The sequence below is a fragment of the Pseudomonas sp. S06B 330 genome, from assembly GCF_002845275.2.
Lineage (GTDB): Bacteria > Pseudomonadota > Gammaproteobacteria > Pseudomonadales > Pseudomonadaceae > Aquipseudomonas.
The window spans coordinates 5055753-5074475 of sequence record NZ_CP088149.1 but is presented as its reverse complement, the minus strand read 5'-3'; the positions used below and the strand labels follow the sequence as shown (position 1 = coordinate 5074475).

The following is an 18723-nucleotide window of genomic DNA, read 5'->3' as shown; positions in this document are numbered from 1 at the left end:
CATCATTCCTCGGCGTTTTAAGAGATTTCCTTCATGAATGTGGCCGCCCCGACATCGGGACGTGTGATAAACCGGGGGCGCTTGTTACTGGCTGCGCTGCCGTTGTTTTTCGGCACGCTGGCCCATGCCGATACCTCGCCAACTTCGACCCTGGCCGAGCAACGATCCTCGGCGGTGACTCAAGTCGTACAGGGTATTCTCAGTTATGCGCGTTGGCCGGTGGAGCCTGCGCAACTGCGCCTGTGCCTGGTCGGGCCGACCGAGTATGCCGATGACCTGGTCAAAGGTACTACGCAGACCACAGGTCGTCCCGTGCTGGTGCGACGGTTGTTGGCCGCAGACCCGCGCATCGGCAATGAGTGCGACGCCGTTTATCTCGGTACATTGACCCCCAGCGAACGTAGCCAGTTGTTCAGCGCAATCAGCGGACACCCGGTATTGAGCATCAGCGAAGCTGATGACCCGTGCACGGTAGGCAGTGTGTTCTGCCTGCGGGTCAGCGACCGCCAGGTGGCGTTTGACGTCAACCTTGATTCGGTGGCGCGTAGCGGCGTACGCATTCATCCTTCGGTGCTGCAGTTGTCGCGGCGTCGGGCTGCGCAGCCATGATCGGATTCGGCTGGGGGCGCGAGCGCCCGACCTTGCGTGCCGTGCTTGGTCGTCGCCACTTGAGTGTGGCCTTACTGGCAGTGGGCCTGGCTGGTGTTGCCATTACCGTGCTCGGCGTGCTGGCGCTGCGGGTGTATGCCAACCACAACTTGCACTTGATTGCCCGCTCGATCAATTACACCGTTGAAGCTGCGGTGGTGTTCAACGACAGCAGCGCAGCTAATGAGGCACTGGCGCTGATTGCCTCCACCGAAGAGGTGGCTGACGTCAAGGTGTTTGACGACGGCGACCAGTTGCTCGCCCGCTGGCAGCGCAGCGATGACAGCTTGCTGGCCCGAATGGAGCAGCAGGTGGCCCGCAGTCTGCTCGAAGAGCCAATCGTCCTGCCGGTGTTGCATCAGGGCCAGCAGGTTGGTCGTATCGAATTGGTCGGGCAGGGCGGTAGCCTTGTGCGCTTTCTGCTCAGTGGCCTGGCCGGCATCATGCTGTGTACGGTGCTCAGTGCTGTGGGGGCGTTGTACCTGTCGCGGCGCATGTTTGGCGATATTGTCGGTCCGTTGCGCAGCCTGGCCACGGTGGCTCATGCCGCACGTCGCGAACGCAGTTTCGATCGCCGGGTGCCGCCAGCACAGATTGCGGAGCTCAATGAGTTGGGCAATGACTTCAATGCCCTGCTCGACGAGCTGGAAAGCTGGCGGAACCACCTGCAGAGCGAGAACGAAAGCCTTGCCCACCAAGCCAGTCATGACAGTCTGACCGGCTTGCCCAACCGGGCCTTTTTCGAAGGTCGGCTCAGCCGCACGCTGCGCAACGCCAATAAATACCAGGAACACATGGCGTTGCTGTTTCTCGACAGTGACAACTTCAAGGAAATCAACGACAGCCACGGCCATGCTGCGGGTGATGAAGTGCTGGTCAGTGTCGCCACGCGAGTGCGTGCGCAACTGCGCGAGAATGATCTGGTGGCGCGTTTGGGCGGTGACGAATTTGCCGTGTTGCTGGCGCCGTTGCACAGCCTGGAGGATGCCCAGCGCATTGCGGAAAAAATCATTGCCAGCATGCGCCTGCCGATACGTCTGGCCGAAGGGCAGAGCATCGTCACCTCATTGAGCGTTGGCATTGCTTACTTCCCGGATGACGGCCGCACGCCGTCCGAGCTGCTTAATGCCGCCGATGCGGCAATGTACCAGGCCAAGCGCAACACCCGTGGCCAATGGCAAATGGCAGAGACGGAACGCTCTGCCAATCAAGTAAAAAACAGGAGCTGAACCGTGATACACCTGAGTCGAAACCTGCGTACCCACTTTGTCTGCCTGGCCCTGCTATTGCTGGCGCTGAGCGGTTGCCAGAGTGTGCCGCCCAAGGGCCTGACGCCTGAACAGATTGCCGTGCTCAAGCAAGAAGGCTTTCGCCTGACCGATGAAGGCTGGGAGTTCGGCCTGTCGAGCAAGGTGTTGTTCGGCAGCGACCTGGACTCGCTCAATAGCGAGAGCCGGAGCATCGTCGAGCGCATCGGCAAATCACTATTGTCGGTAGACATCCAGCGCGTGCGGGTTGATGGCCATACCGATGCCTCCGGCAGGGCTGCTTACAACGAGCAGCTGTCACTGCGCCGGGCCAAGAGTGTGGCTAATGTTCTGACCTCTATCGGCATGCGTCCGGAGAACGTCGAAACCCGTGGACTGGGCAGCCGGGAACCGGTGGCCAGCAATGACACTCGCGAGGGGCGTATGGAAAACCGCCGGGTGGCGATCGTGGTTGCTTCCGACTAATTGGCGAATGTCATGCTGCGCGACTCGCCCATCAACAGCGGCGTGTTGCGCTCAGTCACCTCACGGATGTAATCCCACAACAGGGTAATCCGCTTCAGCTTACGCAGATCTTCCCGGCAGTACATCCAGAACTGCCGGGTAATCTCCACCTCCTCCGGCAGGATCGCCACCAGACGCGGATCTTGTGCGGCCAGAAAGCACGGCAGTATCGCCAACCCTCGACCTTGTTGCGCCGCCACGTATTGAGCGATAACGCTGGTGCTGCGCAGGTTGGCGCTGGCGGCAGGAATCAGGTTGGCCAGGTACAGCAGTTCTGAGCTGAAAGCCAAGTCGTCGACGTAACTGATGAACTGATGCCGGGCCAGGTCGCTGCTGCGCGTGATCGGCTCGTGGCTGTCCAGATACTCTTGAGTGGCGTACAGGCGCAGGCGATAGTCGCACAGTTTGCAGCAGACATAGGGGCCATGCTCCGGACGCTCCAGGGCTATGACGATATCGGCTTCGCGCTTGGACAGGCTGATGAAATGCGGCAGCGGCAGGATGTCCACTGAAATGGCCGGGTAGGCGTCGACGAAGTGGCTTAATTGTGGGGTGACGAAGAAGCTGCCAAAGCCTTCGGTGCAGCCCATGCGCACATGCCCGGAAAGCGCCACGCCAGACCCTGAAACCTGCTCGCAGGCCATGTGCAGGGTGCTTTCAATCGACTCGGCATAGCTGAGCAGGCGCGTGCCTTCGGCGGTCAGGACAAAGCCGTTGGTCCGCGATTTTTCGAACAACAAAGTGCCCAGCGCCACCTCCAGCGAACTGATCCGCCGCGACACGGTGGTGTAGTCCACACCCAAGCGCTTGGCCGCGCTGCTGGCCTTGCGGGTACGGGCCACTTCAAGAAAGAACTTCAGGTCATCCCAGTTCAAGGCGCCTAGGGAGGTGATGTTTTTTTGCATGTTGGTCCGGCTTTTATGTGCGTTCTTATTGGATCTTTGCACATCTATACTCCAAAACAAGCCCTAGACCCAAGCGCTTGTCGTGGCTGACCCGACGGCGTCGATCTCTCCCTAACAACAATTTCAGGAGAACGCACATGAACGCATCCCTCACTCCCGGCCAGACCAAGGTCGAGCAGGTCAAGCTGCTGATCGACGGCCAATGGGTCGAATCGAAAACCAGCGAATGGCGCGATGTGGTCAACCCGGCCACCCAGCAAGTGCTGGCTCGTGTGCCATTCGCCACAGCTGAAGAAGTCGATGCGGCCATCGCCGCTGGTCAACGTGCCTTCAAAACCTGGCGCGATACCCCGATCGGTGCACGCATGCGCATCATGCTCAAGCTGCAAGCACTGATCCGTGAGCATTCCAAGCGCATCGCTGTGGTTCTCAGCGCTGAGCAGGGCAAGACCATTGCTGACGCCGAAGGCGATATTTTCCGCGGCCTGGAAGTGGTTGAGCACGCGTGCAGCATCGGTACCCTGCAAATGGGCGAGTTCGCAGAAAACGTTGCAGGTGGTGTCGATACCTACACCCTGCGCCAGCCGATAGGTGTCTGCGCTGGTATCACGCCGTTCAACTTCCCGGCGATGATCCCGTTGTGGATGTTCCCGATGGCCATCGTCTGCGGCAACACCTTCGTCCTCAAACCGTCGGAGCAGGATCCACTGTCGACCATGCTGCTGGTGGAGCTGGCGCTGGAAGCCGGTGTCCCCGCTGGTGTACTGAACGTCGTACACGGCGGTAAGCAGGTAGTTGATGCGCTGTGCACCCACACCGACATCAAGGCAATCTCGTTCGTGGGCTCCACCGAAGTCGGTACCCACGTCTACAACCTCGCTGGCCAGCACGGCAAGCGCGTGCAGTCGATGATGGGCGCGAAGAACCACGCTGTGGTGCTGCCGGACGCCAACCGTACCCAGACCCTCAACGCCCTGGTCGGTGCAGGCTTCGGCGCGGCCGGCCAACGTTGCATGGCCACCTCGGTGGCAGTGCTGGTAGGCAAGGCCCGCGAGTGGCTGCCAGAGCTCAAGACGCTGGCAGCCAACCTCAAGGTCAACGCCGGCAATGAGCTGGGCACAGATGTCGGCCCGCTGATTTCCAAGCGTGCCAAAGAGCGTGTGCTGGGCCTGATCGAAAGCGGTATCAAGGAAGGCGCCAAACTCGAACTCGATGGTCGGGATGTCAGCGTGCCGGGCTACGAGCAAGGCAACTTCGTCGGGCCGACCCTGTTCTCCGGGGTGACCACCGACATGCAGATCTACACCCAGGAAATCTTTGGTCCGGTGCTGGTGGTGCTGGAGGTCGATACCCTTGACGAAGCCATCGCCTTGGTCAACCGCAACCCCTTCGGTAACGGCACAGGCCTGTTTACCCAGAGCGGTGCGGCGGCGCGCAAGTTCCAGAACGAAATCGATGTCGGTCAGGTCGGCATCAACATCCCGATTCCGGTGCCAGTGCCGTTCTTCAGCTTCACCGGCTCCCGTGGCTCCAAGCTTGGTGACTTGGGCCCGTATGGCAAGCAGGTAGTGCAGTTCTACACTCAGACCAAGACTGTCACCAGCCGCTGGTTCGATGACGACAGCGTCAACGACGGTGTGAACACCACCATCAGCCTGCGCTAAGGAGTTCATTATGCGTATCGCATTTATTGGCCTGGGCAACATGGGCGCACCAATGGCGCGCAACCTGATTAAGGCCGGCCATCAGCTGAATCTGTTCGATCTGAACAAGACTGTACTCGCCGAGCTTGCCGAGCTCGGTGGGCAGATCAGCACATCGCCGCGTGATGCCGCGCAGCAGAGTGAGCTGGTGATTACCATGCTGCCAGCCGCTGCTCATGTACGCGGCGTGTACCTGAGCGAGGACGGCGTGTTGGCCGGCGTACGTGCCGGTACGCCGGTGGTCGACTGCAGCACCATTGATCCGCAGACCGCGCGTGAAGTGTCGGCGGCGGCCGCCAAGCAGGGCGTGGACCTGGCCGATGCACCGGTTTCCGGTGGTACCGGTGGTGCCGCGGCAGGCACGCTGACCTTCATGGTTGGCGCCAGCGATGCACTGTTCGCCACCCTGCAGCCGGTGCTGGCACAAATGGGCCGTAACATTGTCCATTGCGGTGAAGTGGGTACTGGGCAGATCGCCAAAATCTGCAACAACCTGCTGCTGGGCATCTCGATGATTGGTGTATCCGAAGCCATGGCCCTGGGTAATGCCCTGGGCATCGATACCAAGGTGCTGGCGGGGATCATCAACAGCTCCACCGGGCGCTGCTGGAGCTCAGACACCTACAACCCTTGGCCCGGCATCATCGAAACCGCACCGGCTTCGCGTGGTTACACCGGTGGCTTTGGGGCCGAACTGATGCTCAAGGACCTGGGCCTGGCGACGGAAGCGGCGCGTCAGGCGCATCAGCCGGTGATCATGGGGGCCTTGGCGCAACAGTTGTATCAGACCATGAGCCTACGCGGTGATGGCGGCAAGGATTTTTCGGCGATTGTTGAGGGGTATCGCAAGCCGGAGTAACACGCATCGCCAGCAATGCTGGCTCCCACAGGTACTGCGCACACTTTAATTCTGTGGGAGCTGGCGTTGCCAGCGACGGATTGCAATCAGGCGAAAACGAAATACTTGCGCACCGTCTCCACCACTTCCCAGGTGCCTTTCATCCCCGGTTCGATGACGAACACATCTCCCGCTTTCAGATGCACCGGCTGCTCACCTTCCGGGGTGATCACACAGTAGCCGTCGAGGAAGTGGCAGTACTCCCATTTTTCATAGTGCACTGCAAACTTGCCCGGGGTGCAGATCCAGGTGCCCATGATCTTGCTGCCGTCGGCCGACACATACGCGTTGAGGTTGACCGTATGCGGGTCACCGCCAATGCGTTGCCACTTGGTCGCATCCAGCACGGGGGTAGGGCAGGTCTCGCGCAGTACGGTGATGAAGTCGGACATTTCAGGCTCCAGTGGATCGCTCAAAGGTCCATCACCATAGGAGCGATCGGCTGGGGGCAGTTGTCTGGTCTCGACCTTTGGTTGTCTGGACGCGCAAATCAGGGCTTATCCATCGAGGTGGTAGTGGTTATGCCCACCAGTAGCGCACGAAGTGGAAGAACACCGGCGCGGCGAAGCAGACCGAATCCATGCGGTCGAGCATGCCGCCGTGACCTTCGATCATATGCCCCCAGTCTTTCACCCCACGGTCACGCTTGATTGCCGACATGACCAGACCGCCGGCAAAGCCCATCAGGTTGACGGTCAAGGCCATCAGCGCCGCCTGCCAGAAGCTGAAGGGGGTGATCCAGCACAAGGTGGCGCCGATCAGGGTTGCCAGCGCCACGCCGCCGACCAGGCCTTCGACAGTCTTTGAAGGCGACAGATTAGGGGCGACCTTGTGCTTGCCGAATAGCTTGCCGCAGACGTACTGCAGCACATCGGAGATCTGCACCACGAGGATCAGCCAGGCGATCAGCAGCAGGTTGCGACCTTCGTATCCGGGGATATCCAGGGTCATAAGGGCCGGTACCGAGGACAGGCAATAGACCGCGATCATCAACCCCCACTGGACTTTCGATGCCCGCTCAAGGAAGCGCGTGGTGTCGCCGCCGAAGCTGGCCAGGATCGGCAGCAGCAGGAACAGGTAGACCGGGATGAAAATGCTGAACAGGCCGTACCAATCCATGGCAATCAATAGGTACTGCACCGGCAGGGCGACATAGAAGGCCGCCACCAACGCCGGGTAGTCGCTGCGTCGGGTCGGCGTCAGTGTGAGAAATTCGCGCAGGGCGTAGAACGACACGCAATAGAACAGCAGGATCACCCCGAGCTTGCCGAACAGGAAGGCCAGGCCGATGACCAGGACCATCATCCACCAGGCGTTGATCCGCGCATTGAGGTTGTCGATCACCGCATGGGGGGCCGGGCCCGCGCGCCATTTGAGCAGACGCCCGATCAAGCTGGCGAACAGCAGCAGGCCGCCGATGCCGGCGAACAGCGATAGTGTGTTGTTATCCATGTCAGGATTCCTTCGGAGCCAGGGCCAACAGGGCCTCGCGGGCCCGGTCGAGAAACGCGTGCTTGCTTTCATCGGCCAGCAACTGCAGGGGTTCGCCAAAGCTCAAGGTGCAGAGCAACGGCAAGGGCAGGGCACGCCCTTTGGGCATCACCCGATTGAGGTTGGCGATCCACACCGGGATCACTTCGACCTGCGGGTGGGCGCTGGCGAGGTGGAACAGACCACTCTTGAAGGCCAACAGCGGCTCGTCGCTGAGGTTGCGGGTGCCTTCGGGAAAGAAGATCAGCGAGTCGCCTTGGGCCAGCGCCTCCTGGACCGGTTGCAAAGGGCTGCTCTGGGCGTCGCTGTGTTGGCGATCGATCAGTACGCCATTGAACACGCGCTTGATCAGAAACTGGCGAATGCCCGGCTTTTGCCAGTAATCGGCACCGGCGACCGGGCGAGTGCGCTGGCGCAGGGGCTGTGGCAGTGACGCCCAGATCAGCACGAAGTCGCCGTGGCTGCTGTGGTTGGCGTAGTACAGCCGTTGCACCGGTTGCGGCGTGCAGCCCAGCCACAAGGCGCGGGCGCCCGTGATCAGGCGGGCGACCGAGGTGATGGCAAAGGCGGTGAGGGCGGCAAGCATGGCGAGGTCCTTATCCGGCGTAGTGAAGCAAGGGCAAAAGCACGATGGCGACCAGCGCGAGCATGGCCTGCACGGTGAAACACAGCACTTGCTGACGTAACAGGCGCATGGCCGCCCGGCTGCGCGTGGTCCAGTCGCGGTTGTCGACCTGGCTAGCCTTGAGGCCAAGGCTGAACAGCGCCTGATCCAGCGCCTGGGTGTGTTGCACTAGTTGCTCACCCCGGGTGGCCAGCTGAGCAAACAGATCGGCATCCAGTGCCACCCGGATGGCAAAGAACTTCTGCAGCAAACCTGCTAACAGCAGTAGGGCGCATAAGGCGGTACTGAACCAATGGGAGGGTGCTCCGATCAACAATGGCGCCAGGCCAAAAAACAGTGCTAGCAGGCTTATCCCGTCGGCCAGGCGCTCGACCTGATGACCACGTTTGAGCAGGCTGGCGACCACCGCCAGAGACGTTTGGCTGGTCACAGGCAAGGCTCCGTTTGCAGGCGTTCGATCACCTGCAGGTGCTGTGGATGCAGGACCACGCCAGGGCGTGCCTGGCTGATGCGTTGCTGGGCTTGTCGGGCATCGGTGCAGCGTCCGCTGAGCACCAGCCAGGCCGCTACGGCGCTGGCGCTGCGTGAGTAACCGAGGGCACAGCAGACCAGCACCGGGCCCTGTTTGCGCAGTTGTTCGATAGCCGTTGCCGCTTCCCGGCAGCGTTCGGCCGTGGGCACCACCAGATCGAGGCTGGGCAAGGCGCAGTACGCTTGGCCGGGGGCAACGGAGGCCGGCAGCTCGGCGCACAGGTCGACGATGGCGGCGAAGCGCGCGGCTTGATGCTTACCCGGAATCCGCCCGAGATACACGCCATCGCACACTTCATCAGCCTCGGGGTGATGACGCGTCCACCAGCGCGAGTTGAGCCAGGCGCCAATCAGGTAAGGTGCGAGCAGCCAGCGTGCGGCATAAGACAGCCGGCCATCGGCACCCTTCTGGAACCCTTCGGCGCCCAGTTGCGCATAGTTGAGCGCCACCACCAGTAGCGCGATTGCTGGCCATAACAGCCACAGGGCGACGTCCGCAAGATACACCGCCAGTCCGGTCAATAACGCAGCCCCTGCGGTGTAACGAAGAGCCAGGCGCCAGCGTTGTGGATCACGGGCAAGCGGTATAAAGCCCAGCACCGGCCGGCTTTCGAGTGGCCACAACCAGACACACAGCACCCCCACCAAGGCGCCAGTGGGCAGGTCGATAAAATGATGTTGCCAGGTGGTCAGCACCGACAGGCCGATCAGCGCCATCCAGCCATGCATCAGCACGCGGGGTAGCCAAGCGTGGACATGCCGGGCGAACATCGCCCAGATGATCACCAGCAAGGCTATGTGCAGCGATGGCGCTTGGTTGAACGGTTTGTCGAAGCCCATCAGCACATCGAACAGCCAACCGAATAGCCCATCTAGTGCCGGCCGCTCGACGGTGAAACGCAGCGGCCAAAGCAGAAAGCCAAGGATACAGATCACCTGCGCGCTGAGCAGGCGCAGGGCATGGCGGTCCATTTCCCGGCGGCACAGCGGCAGCAGAAACGACAGCCCGTAGAGCAAGTCGATCGACCAGTACGGGATGATGGTCCAGGGCCACAACGGGATGCTGCTTTCCCAGGCGAAGACCAGACTGCCGACGTCGCTGCGCCCTGCGGTGTAGCTGTTGGTCAGGCCATAGCTGAGGAAGAACAGCGGGCCAAGCAGCAGCAGCCAGAGCACACCACGCTTGATCAGGCCTGGTTCGCGCGAGGCGCTCATCCGGCGACCCGCTGGGCCAGGCTGACGCTGAAGATGCCCCACTGGTCGATACGCTGGCAGACCTTGCGAAAGCCTGCCGCTTCGACCAACTGATCCATCTCTACTTGGCTGCGGCGGCGCATTACCCAGGCTTGGCCGGCGCGGTGGCTAGTCAGGGCGCGGGCAATCATCTCCAACTGCGGGTGCCATGGTTGACCGGTGTACACCAGGTAACCGCCAGGCTCCACCGCCTGGGCCAGGCCACCGAGGGAGTTACTGACCATCTGGTTGCTGGCGAACAGTTCATACAGGCCCGAGACCACTGCCAGGGTCGGGCGGGGATCAAGGCTGGCGAGGCTCTGGGCATCGAAGGCATCGCCCTGAACGAAGCGGGCAATATCGGCCAAGCCCTTTTCGGCGATCAGCGCGCTGCCCTGTTGGACATTGAGTTCGCTGTAATCGCGCAGCAGGATTGACTCGGGGCGCTGCTCCAGGCCTTGCAACGCTTCGAGTATGTAGCGGCCATGGCCGGCGGCAATATCGACAATATCCACGGGCTTGTCCTGTTCGCGCAGGCGCTCAATGGCCAGGCGTAACAGTTCCTCGACATGCAGCTTGCGTTGGCGGATGCCGCGCCAGCCGATGGCATTGAGGTAGTTTTGGTCGATCATGCGACCGATCGGGCCCTTGCCGGTGGGCTGGTTGCGATAGATGTAGTCCAGGGTGCTGCCGGAGTCGAAGCCGGTATCGAAGCCCAGCTTGACCCCGTCCGACAAGCCTTTGCCGAGGCGCAACCCGGCGCGGGTAACGCGCCAATAGAGGTCAGCTGGCGAGTTGCGTGGCAGCGGTGCGGCCAGGCTTTCGGCCTCGGCGCAGCTAGCGCCAAGTTGGTCGGCATCGAGTAGAGAAGGGCGCTGCGGCGCCTGGCTGAAACAGTGCTCGATAAAGCGGCGGATCCGCATCAGGGCATGACCGCGGTCACGCTCGCCAAGGGTGTCGTGGAAGAACCCGGGGAGGACGTGCTTCTCTTTGTGCACGCTGCCCAGACGTTCGAAAAATTGCTCTTGGGGTTGGCGCTTGACGACGAAATCTGCGCCGGAAATAAGCAGCTGCGTTGGCACCTGGATCGCCTGTGCATCCGCCACTACGCGGTCGGCGGCTTCATACAGGCCAAGCAGCATGTTTACCGAAATCGGCCGACTGATTAGCGGGTCGCTTTCATACGAGGCGATGCGCTCGGGGTCGTGACTGAGCAGGCGCGGCTTGACGTAGCTATTGACGAAGAAGTTGCCGCGCCAGGCACGCATCAGTTTCAGCCCCGGGCGAGCGAACGGCACGTACAGTTTGACCTTGAAGGCCGGCGAGGCGAGGACCAGGCAACGTACCTTGGGTGCATAGTCATGGGCCCAGGTGGCGATCAACACGGCACCGACGCTTTGCGCCAGCACAGCCATGTCCTCTTCGGCAATGTCGTGCTCGCGGGCGATATGTTCGATGAAGGTCTGCACGTCGCGCACGCTGCAGGCGAAACTCGGGCTGTCGCCGCGGGCGCCGGGCGATTGGCCATGGCCTCGGGCATCCCAGGCGAAGAAGTCATGGCCGGGCAGTTCAAGCTCATCGACCAGATGGGCCATACGTCCACCGTGTTCGTGGCCGCGATGGAACAGCACCACGGCGCGGCGCGGCTGATCGCCAGCGATGCTGGCCGGCCAGTGGCGGTAATGCAGCTCGACACCGTCGTGGGTGGTAAAACGCAGGGATTGAGCGTTGCGCATGGCAAATATCCTTATCTGGCACAAAGAGCTTCAGCGGGTTTGCGCCAGACCGCGGCTGACCCGGTTGTAGAGGGTATAGAGCGAGAGCAGCAAGATCACCAGCAGCACGCCGTTGATCCAGATTGACGCCAACAGGCCGGTGGCAACGCCAGCACCGAGAACACCGAAGGCAAAGGCACGATCGCTCTTGCCCATGGGGCCGTCGTAGCGACGCTCAGCACCGACCAGCGGGCCCATGACGCCAGCGTATTCGCTGATTAGCGCGGCGAGCACAACGACCACCACCAGTGCCGGCGATACCCCTGGCAGCAGAGCAAAGGGCAGGTACAAGGCGCTGTCGGCGACCAGGTCGCAGAGTTCGTTGTAGTAAGCGCCGAGTTTCGATTGCTGGCCGAACTCACGGGCGAGCATGCCGTCAATGGCGTTGAGTGCCATACGCAGCAACATCCACACTGGCACCAGCGCGAACAGCCAAGTGATATGAGGAAGCCAGGTCAGCAGCAGGCCAAGCAACACGGAAATCACGGCGGCGCTCAGGGTCACCTGGTTGGCGGTCACGCCGCGTTGGTAAAGACGCTCGACCGTCGGGCGCAACAGCGCCTGGAAGCGGGGTTTGAGCTGGTAGATCGACGGCACGGTGAAACTCCCTTTACGACTCGGTTGGCGATCAGTGCAGCAACAGCTAGGTGCGCAGGGGCGATTGTCGGTGGATTGCAGTTGCTGGAGCAACAGCGCTAGCACTCAAACATTCCAGCAAGGCGCGCGCATGCCCGGGCAGGCTGGAAAAGTCACGACTGCACAGGCGCAACTGGCGCCTGGCCCAAGGCTCGCCCAGCGCCAGGCTGTGCAGCGCCAGTACACCTTGCCAGCGCTGCACGGCTGCCAGCGGCACGATGCCCAGGCCGGCACCATGGGCGACCATGCGGATCACCCCATCAAAACCGTCGGCGCGCACGCGTACCTGTAGGCGCTGCCCCAGGTGCAGCGCCTGTTCTTCAAGGTGCAGGGCCAAGGCACTGTCGGCTTGCAGGCCGACGTAGCCATGGCCGAGGGTGTCGGCAAAACGCAAGTTGGCATGGTAGGCCAGGGGATGCGTAGGGGGCATGATCAGCATCAGTGGATCGTCGCGAAACGACAAGGTCTGCAGGTGTTCGCTGGTCACAGCGCTGGAGATGATGCCGATATCCGCCACGCCTTGGGTAATGGCCTGGACGATACGCAGGCTTGGCAGTTCGTGGATGTCGATGTTGATGGACGGGTAGTGTTCGAGAAAACCGGCGAGCAGTTCCGGCAGGTATTCGGTCAGTGCTGCGGTGTTGCACAGTAACCGTACCTGGCCCTGCAGGCCTTGGGCATATTGCGCCAGGTCGAACTGCAGGCGTTCGACCTGCTGTGCAATCAGCCGCGCATGCTGCAACAACGCCTGCCCTGCGGGCGTGGCCTGGACACCTCGTCGGTTGCGTTCGAGCAGGGGCGTGCCCAGCGAACTTTCCATGGCGCGGATGCGTGCGCTGGCAGCCGGCAACGACAAGTGGCTGCGTTGGGCGCCGGCGGTGATGTTGCCGCAGTCCAGCGTGTGCTGGAACAAGCGCAGGTCAATCAGATCGAAATGCATCAGCCTCTGCCTGAGCAATAGTCTGGCTGAGTATATGGCAGATTTTCAGTCTGAGTGTCGAGGTGCAGGATAGCGCCATGACTACATTACTTGGCTTCTATCAGGACATTGGACCGGCGCTGTCGCTGCTGGTGATCGTTACGTTTATGCTGGCTGGCGCGGTCAAGGGTGTAATCGGCCTGGGCTTGCCGACCATTGCCATGGGCTTGCTCGGTCTGGCTATGTCGCCTGCGCAGGCTGCGGCGTTGCTGATTGTACCGTCGACCTTGACCAACCTCTGGCAATTGGCGGCCGGTGGACACTTGCGAGCCTTGCTGAAACGGTTGTGGCCCATGCAGGTCATGATTTTTATCGGGACCCTTTTGGGCAGCGTCTGGCTGGGCATCAACAGTGGCGAACTGGCGGCTCACGCGTTGGGGGCCGCGCTACTGGTGTATGCGCTGTACGGTCTGTTGGGGCGAGGCTTGAGCCTGGCGGCTGCGCAGGAGCGCTGGCTAGGACCGGTCTGTGGGCTGATTACCGGGGTGGTCACGGCTTGCACTGGGGTCTTCGTGATTCCAGCGGTGCCTTATCTACAGAGTCTGGGCCTGAATCGCGACGAAATGGTCCAGGCCTTGGGCCTGTCATTCACGGTATCGACCCTGGCCCTGGCGATCGGCCTGGCGGGCCAAGGCGCGCTGGGTGCGCAAGCCCTGGGCGCGTCTTTGCTGGTGCTGGCGCCGGCACTGCTGGGCATGTTTTGCGGTCAATGGCTGCGTCAACGCATCAGTGCCGCAGTGTTCAAGCGTTGCTTCTTTATTGGCCTGGCTCTGCTCGGCGCGCATCTATTGATCAACGGCTAGCCGAAGAGGGGCTAAGCATCTCGACCAACTGGATATCGAAGTCGCGTTCCAGGTAGTCCATGCGCGTTTCGAAGAACTGCTGCATGTGCGGCAAGGCAGAGTGCACATCCAGCGCGGCCTTGCTGGCCCAGATCTCGTAGAACACAAACAGGCTTGGATCTTCCTTGTCACGCAGCATGTGGTACTCGATGCAGCCCGGCTCCTGGCGGCTTGGCTCGACATAAGCGCGAAACAGCGCCTCGAAGGCTGCGGATTTTTCCGGATGGGTTTTGGCTTTGAGGATGAAACCGTACTGCTCGCTCATAAAGAAGTCTCTGAAAGGAGTGGTGAATCGATTCTAAGGCAACAATAAGGATTTGATTCGTGCTTTTCAGTCAAATGTATTTTGCCCCATTGTGGCTTTTTCCCCGCGACCCCGACCTCTACTCTGCCGCCATCAAATTCACTCGGTCACAGGCGGATAGGCCTCGGATCGAACCCAGATGAGGCACACCATGAAAAAGATCCTGCTGCTCAACGGTGGTAAGAAATTCGCCCACTCCGATGGTCGTCTGAACGAAACCTTGCACGAGGCCGCGCTGGCGTTTCTTGACCGCGCCGGTTTCGACGTCAAAACCACCTACATCGACGGTGGTTACGACAATGCTGAAGAAGTAGAAAAGTTTCTCTGGGCCGATGTTGTCATCTATCAGATGCCGGGTTGGTGGATGGGCGCACCGTGGACCGTCAAGCAGTACCTGGATGAAGTCTTCACCGCTGGCCACGGCAGCCTTTACGCCAACGACGGTCGCACCCGTTCCGATGCCTCGCAAAAGTACGGCAGCGGTGGTCTGATTCAAGGCAAGCAATATATGCTTTCGCTGACGTGGAACGCGCCACAGCAGGCTTTTGATGATCCGAGCGATTTCTTCGAAGGCAAGGGCGTGGATGCGGTGTACTTCCCGTTCCACAAGGCCAACCAGTTCCTTGGCATGACGGGTCTGCCGACCTACCTGGCCGTGGACGTGATGAAGCGCCCGAACGTCGAGGCTGCCGTGGCTGCCTACGAGCAACACCTGGCCGAGGTTTTCCAGGTCCAGGCCTGATGAAACCTTGCGCTGGCCACCGCAAGCGGATATCTATCACGGCTGTTGATCACCCCGGGGTACAACCGTGAAAGCCAGGTCCGATGAATTGCAGGTGTTCGTCTCGGTGATCGAGTGCGGCTCGATTTCCGCCGCCGCCGAGCAGGGTGGGCAGACGCCGTCGGCGATCAGTCGGACTCTGTCGCGCCTGGAAACCAAGCTCGGTACAACGCTGATCAACCGCACCACCCGGCGCATGGACCTGACAGAAGAAGGCCGTTTTTTCTTCGAACGGGCCAAGTCGATCCTGCAGCAGATGGACGAGCTCGAAGAACATTTGTCGGTGCACCACCAGACACCGTCCGGGCGTCTGCGTATCAATGCCGCGCTGCCGTTCATGCTGCATGCCATCGTGCCCTGGATCGCTGAATTTCGTGCGTTGTATCCGCAGATTCAGCTGGAGCTCAACACCAGTGACCTGATCATTGACCTGATCGAACAAAGCACCGATGTTGCCATCCGCATCGGTGAGTTGGCCGACTCCAGTCTGCATGCCCGATCGCTTGGTTGCAGCCCGCTGAACGTCTTGGCCAGTCCCGAGTATCTAGCCCGCTATGGCATCCCCGAGCGGGTCGAAGACTTGCATACGCATTCACTGCTGGGCTTTACCCAGACCGAAACCCTCAATCATTGGCCGTTGCGCCATGCCGAGGGTGATCGACTATTGATTCACCCGAGTCTGTCGGCCTCCAGCGGCGAAACCTTGCGCGAACTGGCTTTAGCCGGTGAGGGCATCGTCTGCCTCTCGCATTTTATGACCCATGAAGACATTCGTAGTGCTCGCCTGCAGGTAATTCTGCCCGAGTACAACAGTGGCTATCGCCAGCCGATCAATGCGGTGTACTACCGCAACACTCAACTGGCTTTACGCATCCAGTGCTTTCTTGATTTCATTCAGAACAAACTGTCGATCTACGCTTGTTGAGGTCTCCGGCTGCGACAGAATTTACCTGTACGCGGCGAATTTTCCTGCGGTGTTTGATTAGTTTTCGGACATAAGCCTTAATGGCTGTTCAACGAAAACAACACCAAGGAAGCTCTCATGCGCGTTGTGATGTTCCAAGCCCTGGGCCTGAGTGCCGCGATAGTCGCCAGTTCATCGGCTTACGCTGTGACCCTGGAAGGTGGCGCGGTGGCTGCGCCCGATCAATATGCTGCACAGGTAGCTGCCGATGTAATGAAAAAAGGCGGTAACGCAGTAGACGCCGCAGTCGCCACCGCCTTCACCCTGGCTGTGACCTACCCCGAAGCCGGTAATATTGGCGGTGGTGGTTTCATGACCCTGTACATGGACGGCAAACCTTACTTCCTCGACTACCGAGAAACGGCGCCCAAGGCCGCCAGCCGCAATATGTACCTGGATGAAAAAGGCGAGATCATCGAAAACCTGAGCCTGGTCGGCGCCCGCGCTGCCGGTGTGCCGGGTACGGTCATGGGCTTGTGGGAGGCGCATCAGAAGTTCGGCAAGCTGCCGTGGGCCGAGCTGATCACCCCGGCGGTAGGCTATGCGAAGAACGGTTTCAAAATCGCCGCCAAGCAGTACCAGTACCGCGAAGATGCCTTGGGTCTGTTCAAAGACAGTACCAACTTCAATGACTACTTCGGCAGCATGAAAGTCGGCGAGACGTTCAAGCAGCCAGAGCTGGCGCAAACCCTGGAGCGCATCGCCGACAAGGGCGTCAGCGAGTTCTACCAGGGCAAGACAGCCGATCTGCTGGTGGCGCAGATGCAGGCTGACAAGGGCCTGATCAGCAAAGACGACCTCAAGGATTACAAAGCGGTATGGCGCGAGCCGATGGGCATCGAGTGGCGTGGCAATATGGTCTATACCGCACCGCTGCCAAGCTCGGGTGGTGTGGCACTGGCGCAACTGCTGGGCATCAAGGAAAACCGCGCTGCTGATTTCAAAGGCGTTGATCTGAACTCCGCGCGCTATATCCACTTGCTGGCGGAAATCGAAAAGCGCGTGTTCGCTGACCGTGCCGACTACCTAGGGGACCCTGCGTTCTCCAAGGTGCCGGTGGATAAGCTGATCGCCAAGGATTACCTGGCCAAGCGCGCCCAAGAGGTCAATCCGACCGCTATCTCGGAAACCGAGAAAGTCCGCCCGGGCCTTGAACCACATCAGACCACGCACTTCTCCATCGTCGACAAACAGGGTAACGCGGTCAGCAACACCTACACCCTGAACTGGGACTACGGCAGTGGCGTTGTGGTTAAAGGCGCAGGTTTCCTGCTCAACGATGAGATGGACGATTTCAGTTCCAAGCCGGGTGTGGCCAACGCCTTCGGTGTGGTGGGTGGCGATGCCAACGCCATTGAGCCAGGCAAACGCATGCTCTCGTCCATGGCCCCGACCCTGGTTACCCGTGATGGTCAGGTCACCCTGGTACTGGGTACTCCAGGCGGTTCGCGGATCTTCACCTCGATCTTCCAGGTGCTGAACAACCTGTACGACTACAACCTGCCACTGGAAAAAGCCGTGGCGGCGCAGCGGGTTCATCACCAGTTGCTACCTAAGGACACCATCTATTTCGATGCTTATGCACCGCTCGAAGGCAAGGTTGCCGAGGAACTGAAGAAGATGGGCTACACCCTGGAAGATCAGGGTTGGGAGATGGGCGATATCCAGGCGATCCGCGTGAAGGGCACGGCGCTGGAAACGGCTTCCGATCCACGTGGGCGTGGGGTAGGGCAGGTCGTTAAGTAAGTGTGAGCTTATCGCCGGCAAGACCGGCTCCCACAAGGGATCAGCTCAAGTGCTGAAACCTGTGGGAGCCGGTCTTGCCGGCGATGGCTGCAAAGCAGCCCAGGCTTTCAGTGCATCACACGCGGAAGTGGCTGACCATGGTCTGCAACTGGTTACCCAACCGCGCCAGCTCAACACTGGAAGCGGCCGTCTCGTCGCTGGCCGCCGCGGTCTGTTCCGACACATCGCGGACATTGATGATGCTACGGCTGATCTGTTCGGCCACCGCGCTCTGCTGTTCCGCTGCCGCGGCAATCTGCTGGTTCATCGACTGAATGTTCGACACCGTGCGCGTGATGCTTTCCAGCGAGGCGCCCGCCTTGCGCGTCAGTTCGACGCTGCTGTCGGTCAGGTTGCGGCTACCGAGCATCACATTGGCCACCTGCTGGGTACCACTTTGCAGGCCGGCGACCAACTCTTCGATCTCTTCGGTGGACTTCTGCGTACGCTGGGCCAGGCCGCGAACTTCATCGGCAACCACGGCAAACCCACGTCCGGCTTCACCGGCACGGGCCGCTTCAATGGCGGCATTCAAGGCCAGCAGGTTGGTCTGCTCGGCCACCGATTTGATCACGTCCATGACGCTGCCGATTTTCTGGCTCTCCTGCTGCAACAGGCCCATCGCCTCGGTGGAGCGGTGGACTTCCTCGGCCAGGCGTTCGATCTGGCTGATCGCTTCGGCAACCACTTGGTCACCGGCACGTGCTTGCGAATCGGCGTCGGTGGCGGCCGATGAGGCGTGCTCGGCGTTGCGTGCAACTTCTTGCACGGTGGCGGCCATTTCGTGCATGGCGGTGGCGACCTGGTCGGTCTCGACTTTCTGGCTGTTGACCCCGGCGCTGGTTTCCTCG

20 protein-coding genes are annotated in these 18723 nt (G+C 60.8%); 9 read left to right on the top strand and 11 right to left on the bottom strand.

The window, feature by feature from the left end; genetic code table 11:
- Positions 1–33: 33 nt before the first annotated feature.
- From yfiR to yfiB, 3 genes are read left to right on the top strand one after another with little or no spacing between them, the layout of a single operon-like run.
- On the top strand, positions 34–609 hold the full coding sequence (gene yfiR, locus CX511_RS22900; protein WP_045187844.1) for a regulatory sequestration protein YfiR: 576 nt from the start codon (positions 34–36) through the stop codon (positions 607–609).
- Entirely contained in the window at positions 606–1877 is a 1272-nt protein-coding gene (gene dgcN / locus CX511_RS22895) for a diguanylate cyclase DgcN/YfiN (protein WP_045187846.1), read from the top strand. The genes yfiR and dgcN overlap by 4 nt, the downstream gene beginning before the upstream one ends.
- 3 nt (positions 1878–1880) lie before the next feature.
- Positions 1881–2381: an outer membrane lipoprotein YfiB gene (gene yfiB / locus CX511_RS22890; protein WP_045187848.1), complete on the top strand. Its 501-nt coding sequence runs from the start codon at positions 1881–1883 to the stop codon at positions 2379–2381.
- On the opposite strand, the gene CX511_RS22885 is transcribed toward yfiB, so the two are convergent.
- Positions 2378–3325: a LysR family transcriptional regulator gene (locus CX511_RS22885; protein WP_045187850.1), complete on the bottom strand. Its 948-nt coding sequence runs from the start codon at positions 3323–3325 to the stop codon at positions 2378–2380. The genes yfiB and CX511_RS22885 overlap by 4 nt on opposite strands.
- A 137-nt stretch (positions 3326–3462) precedes the next feature.
- Here CX511_RS22885 and CX511_RS22880 point away from each other — a divergent pair, with 137 nt between their 5' ends.
- Positions 3463–4989, top strand: coding sequence for a CoA-acylating methylmalonate-semialdehyde dehydrogenase (locus CX511_RS22880; RefSeq protein ID WP_101292821.1), 1527 nt, complete (start codon positions 3463–3465; stop codon positions 4987–4989).
- Positions 4990–4999: 10 nt separating this feature from the next.
- Positions 5000–5887, top strand: coding sequence for a 3-hydroxyisobutyrate dehydrogenase (mmsB, locus tag CX511_RS22875; protein ID WP_101292819.1), 888 nt, complete (start codon positions 5000–5002; stop codon positions 5885–5887).
- 86 nt (positions 5888–5973) lie between these two features.
- Here the strand turns inward: mmsB and CX511_RS22870 are convergent, their stop codons facing one another.
- The 8 genes from CX511_RS22870 to CX511_RS22835 all read right to left on the bottom strand — a co-directional run bounded on the left by CX511_RS22870 (position 5974) and on the right by CX511_RS22835 (position 13157).
- Complete coding sequence (locus CX511_RS22870) at positions 5974–6318, bottom strand: cupin domain-containing protein (RefSeq protein ID WP_045187858.1); 345 nt, start codon at positions 6316–6318, stop codon at positions 5974–5976.
- Between the two features lie 127 nt (positions 6319–6445).
- Entirely contained in the window at positions 6446–7378 is a 933-nt protein-coding gene (locus CX511_RS22865) for a phosphatidate cytidylyltransferase (protein ID WP_045187860.1), read from the bottom strand.
- A 1-nt stretch (position 7379) separates the two neighbouring features.
- Positions 7380–8003, bottom strand: a complete 624-nt coding sequence (locus CX511_RS22860; RefSeq protein WP_045187862.1) for a lysophospholipid acyltransferase family protein — start codon at positions 8001–8003, stop codon at positions 7380–7382.
- 10 nt (positions 8004–8013) lie between these two features.
- Positions 8014–8472, bottom strand: a complete 459-nt coding sequence (locus CX511_RS22855) for a hypothetical protein (RefSeq protein WP_045187864.1) — start codon at positions 8470–8472, stop codon at positions 8014–8016.
- On the bottom strand, positions 8469–9788 hold the full coding sequence (locus tag CX511_RS22850; protein WP_045187868.1) for a phosphatase PAP2/dual specificity phosphatase family protein: 1320 nt from the start codon (positions 9786–9788) through the stop codon (positions 8469–8471). The genes CX511_RS22855 and CX511_RS22850 overlap by 4 nt, the downstream gene beginning before the upstream one ends.
- Entirely contained in the window at positions 9785–11542 is a 1758-nt protein-coding gene (locus CX511_RS22845; protein WP_045187870.1) for a bifunctional alpha/beta hydrolase/class I SAM-dependent methyltransferase, read from the bottom strand. Before CX511_RS22845 ends, CX511_RS22850 begins: the two co-directional genes overlap by 4 nt.
- A 30-nt stretch (positions 11543–11572) precedes the next feature.
- On the bottom strand, positions 11573–12178 hold the full coding sequence (locus CX511_RS22840) for a CDP-alcohol phosphatidyltransferase family protein (protein WP_045187872.1): 606 nt from the start codon (positions 12176–12178) through the stop codon (positions 11573–11575).
- A gap of 46 nt (positions 12179–12224) precedes the next feature.
- Positions 12225–13157: a LysR substrate-binding domain-containing protein gene (locus tag CX511_RS22835; RefSeq protein ID WP_045187874.1), complete on the bottom strand. Its 933-nt coding sequence runs from the start codon at positions 13155–13157 to the stop codon at positions 12225–12227.
- Positions 13158–13234: 77 nt separating this feature from the next.
- Between CX511_RS22835 and CX511_RS22830 the strand changes: the two genes are divergently transcribed.
- A complete protein-coding gene (locus tag CX511_RS22830) occupies positions 13235–13999 on the top strand; it encodes a sulfite exporter TauE/SafE family protein (protein ID WP_045187876.1) in 765 nt (254 codons plus the stop codon).
- On the opposite strand, the gene CX511_RS22825 is transcribed toward CX511_RS22830, so the two are convergent.
- Positions 13989–14303, bottom strand: coding sequence for a putative quinol monooxygenase (locus CX511_RS22825; protein WP_101292817.1), 315 nt, complete (start codon positions 14301–14303; stop codon positions 13989–13991). The genes CX511_RS22830 and CX511_RS22825 overlap by 11 nt on opposite strands.
- A 190-nt stretch (positions 14304–14493) precedes the next feature.
- Here CX511_RS22825 and mdaB point away from each other — a divergent pair, with 190 nt between their 5' ends.
- The 3 genes from mdaB (at position 14494) to ggt (ending at position 17833) form a co-directional block, all read left to right on the top strand.
- Positions 14494–15084: an NADPH:quinone oxidoreductase MdaB gene (mdaB, locus tag CX511_RS22820; RefSeq protein WP_045187880.1), complete on the top strand. Its 591-nt coding sequence runs from the start codon at positions 14494–14496 to the stop codon at positions 15082–15084.
- Positions 15085–15151: 67 nt separating this feature from the next.
- Positions 15152–16048 carry a LysR family transcriptional regulator gene (locus CX511_RS22815; protein ID WP_101292815.1) on the top strand — a complete coding sequence of 299 codons (897 nt, stop codon included), beginning with the start codon at positions 15152–15154 and terminating at the stop codon, positions 16046–16048.
- 117 nt (positions 16049–16165) lie between these two features.
- Positions 16166–17833: a gamma-glutamyltransferase gene (gene ggt / locus CX511_RS22810; protein ID WP_045187884.1), complete on the top strand. Its 1668-nt coding sequence runs from the start codon at positions 16166–16168 to the stop codon at positions 17831–17833.
- A 115-nt stretch (positions 17834–17948) separates the two neighbouring features.
- Here ggt and CX511_RS25735 read toward each other — a convergent pair whose 3' ends face one another.
- On the bottom strand, positions 17949–18662 hold the full coding sequence (locus tag CX511_RS25735; RefSeq protein WP_409077868.1) for a methyl-accepting chemotaxis protein: 714 nt from the start codon (positions 18660–18662) through the stop codon (positions 17949–17951).
- Between the last annotated feature and the right edge of the window lie 61 nt (positions 18663–18723).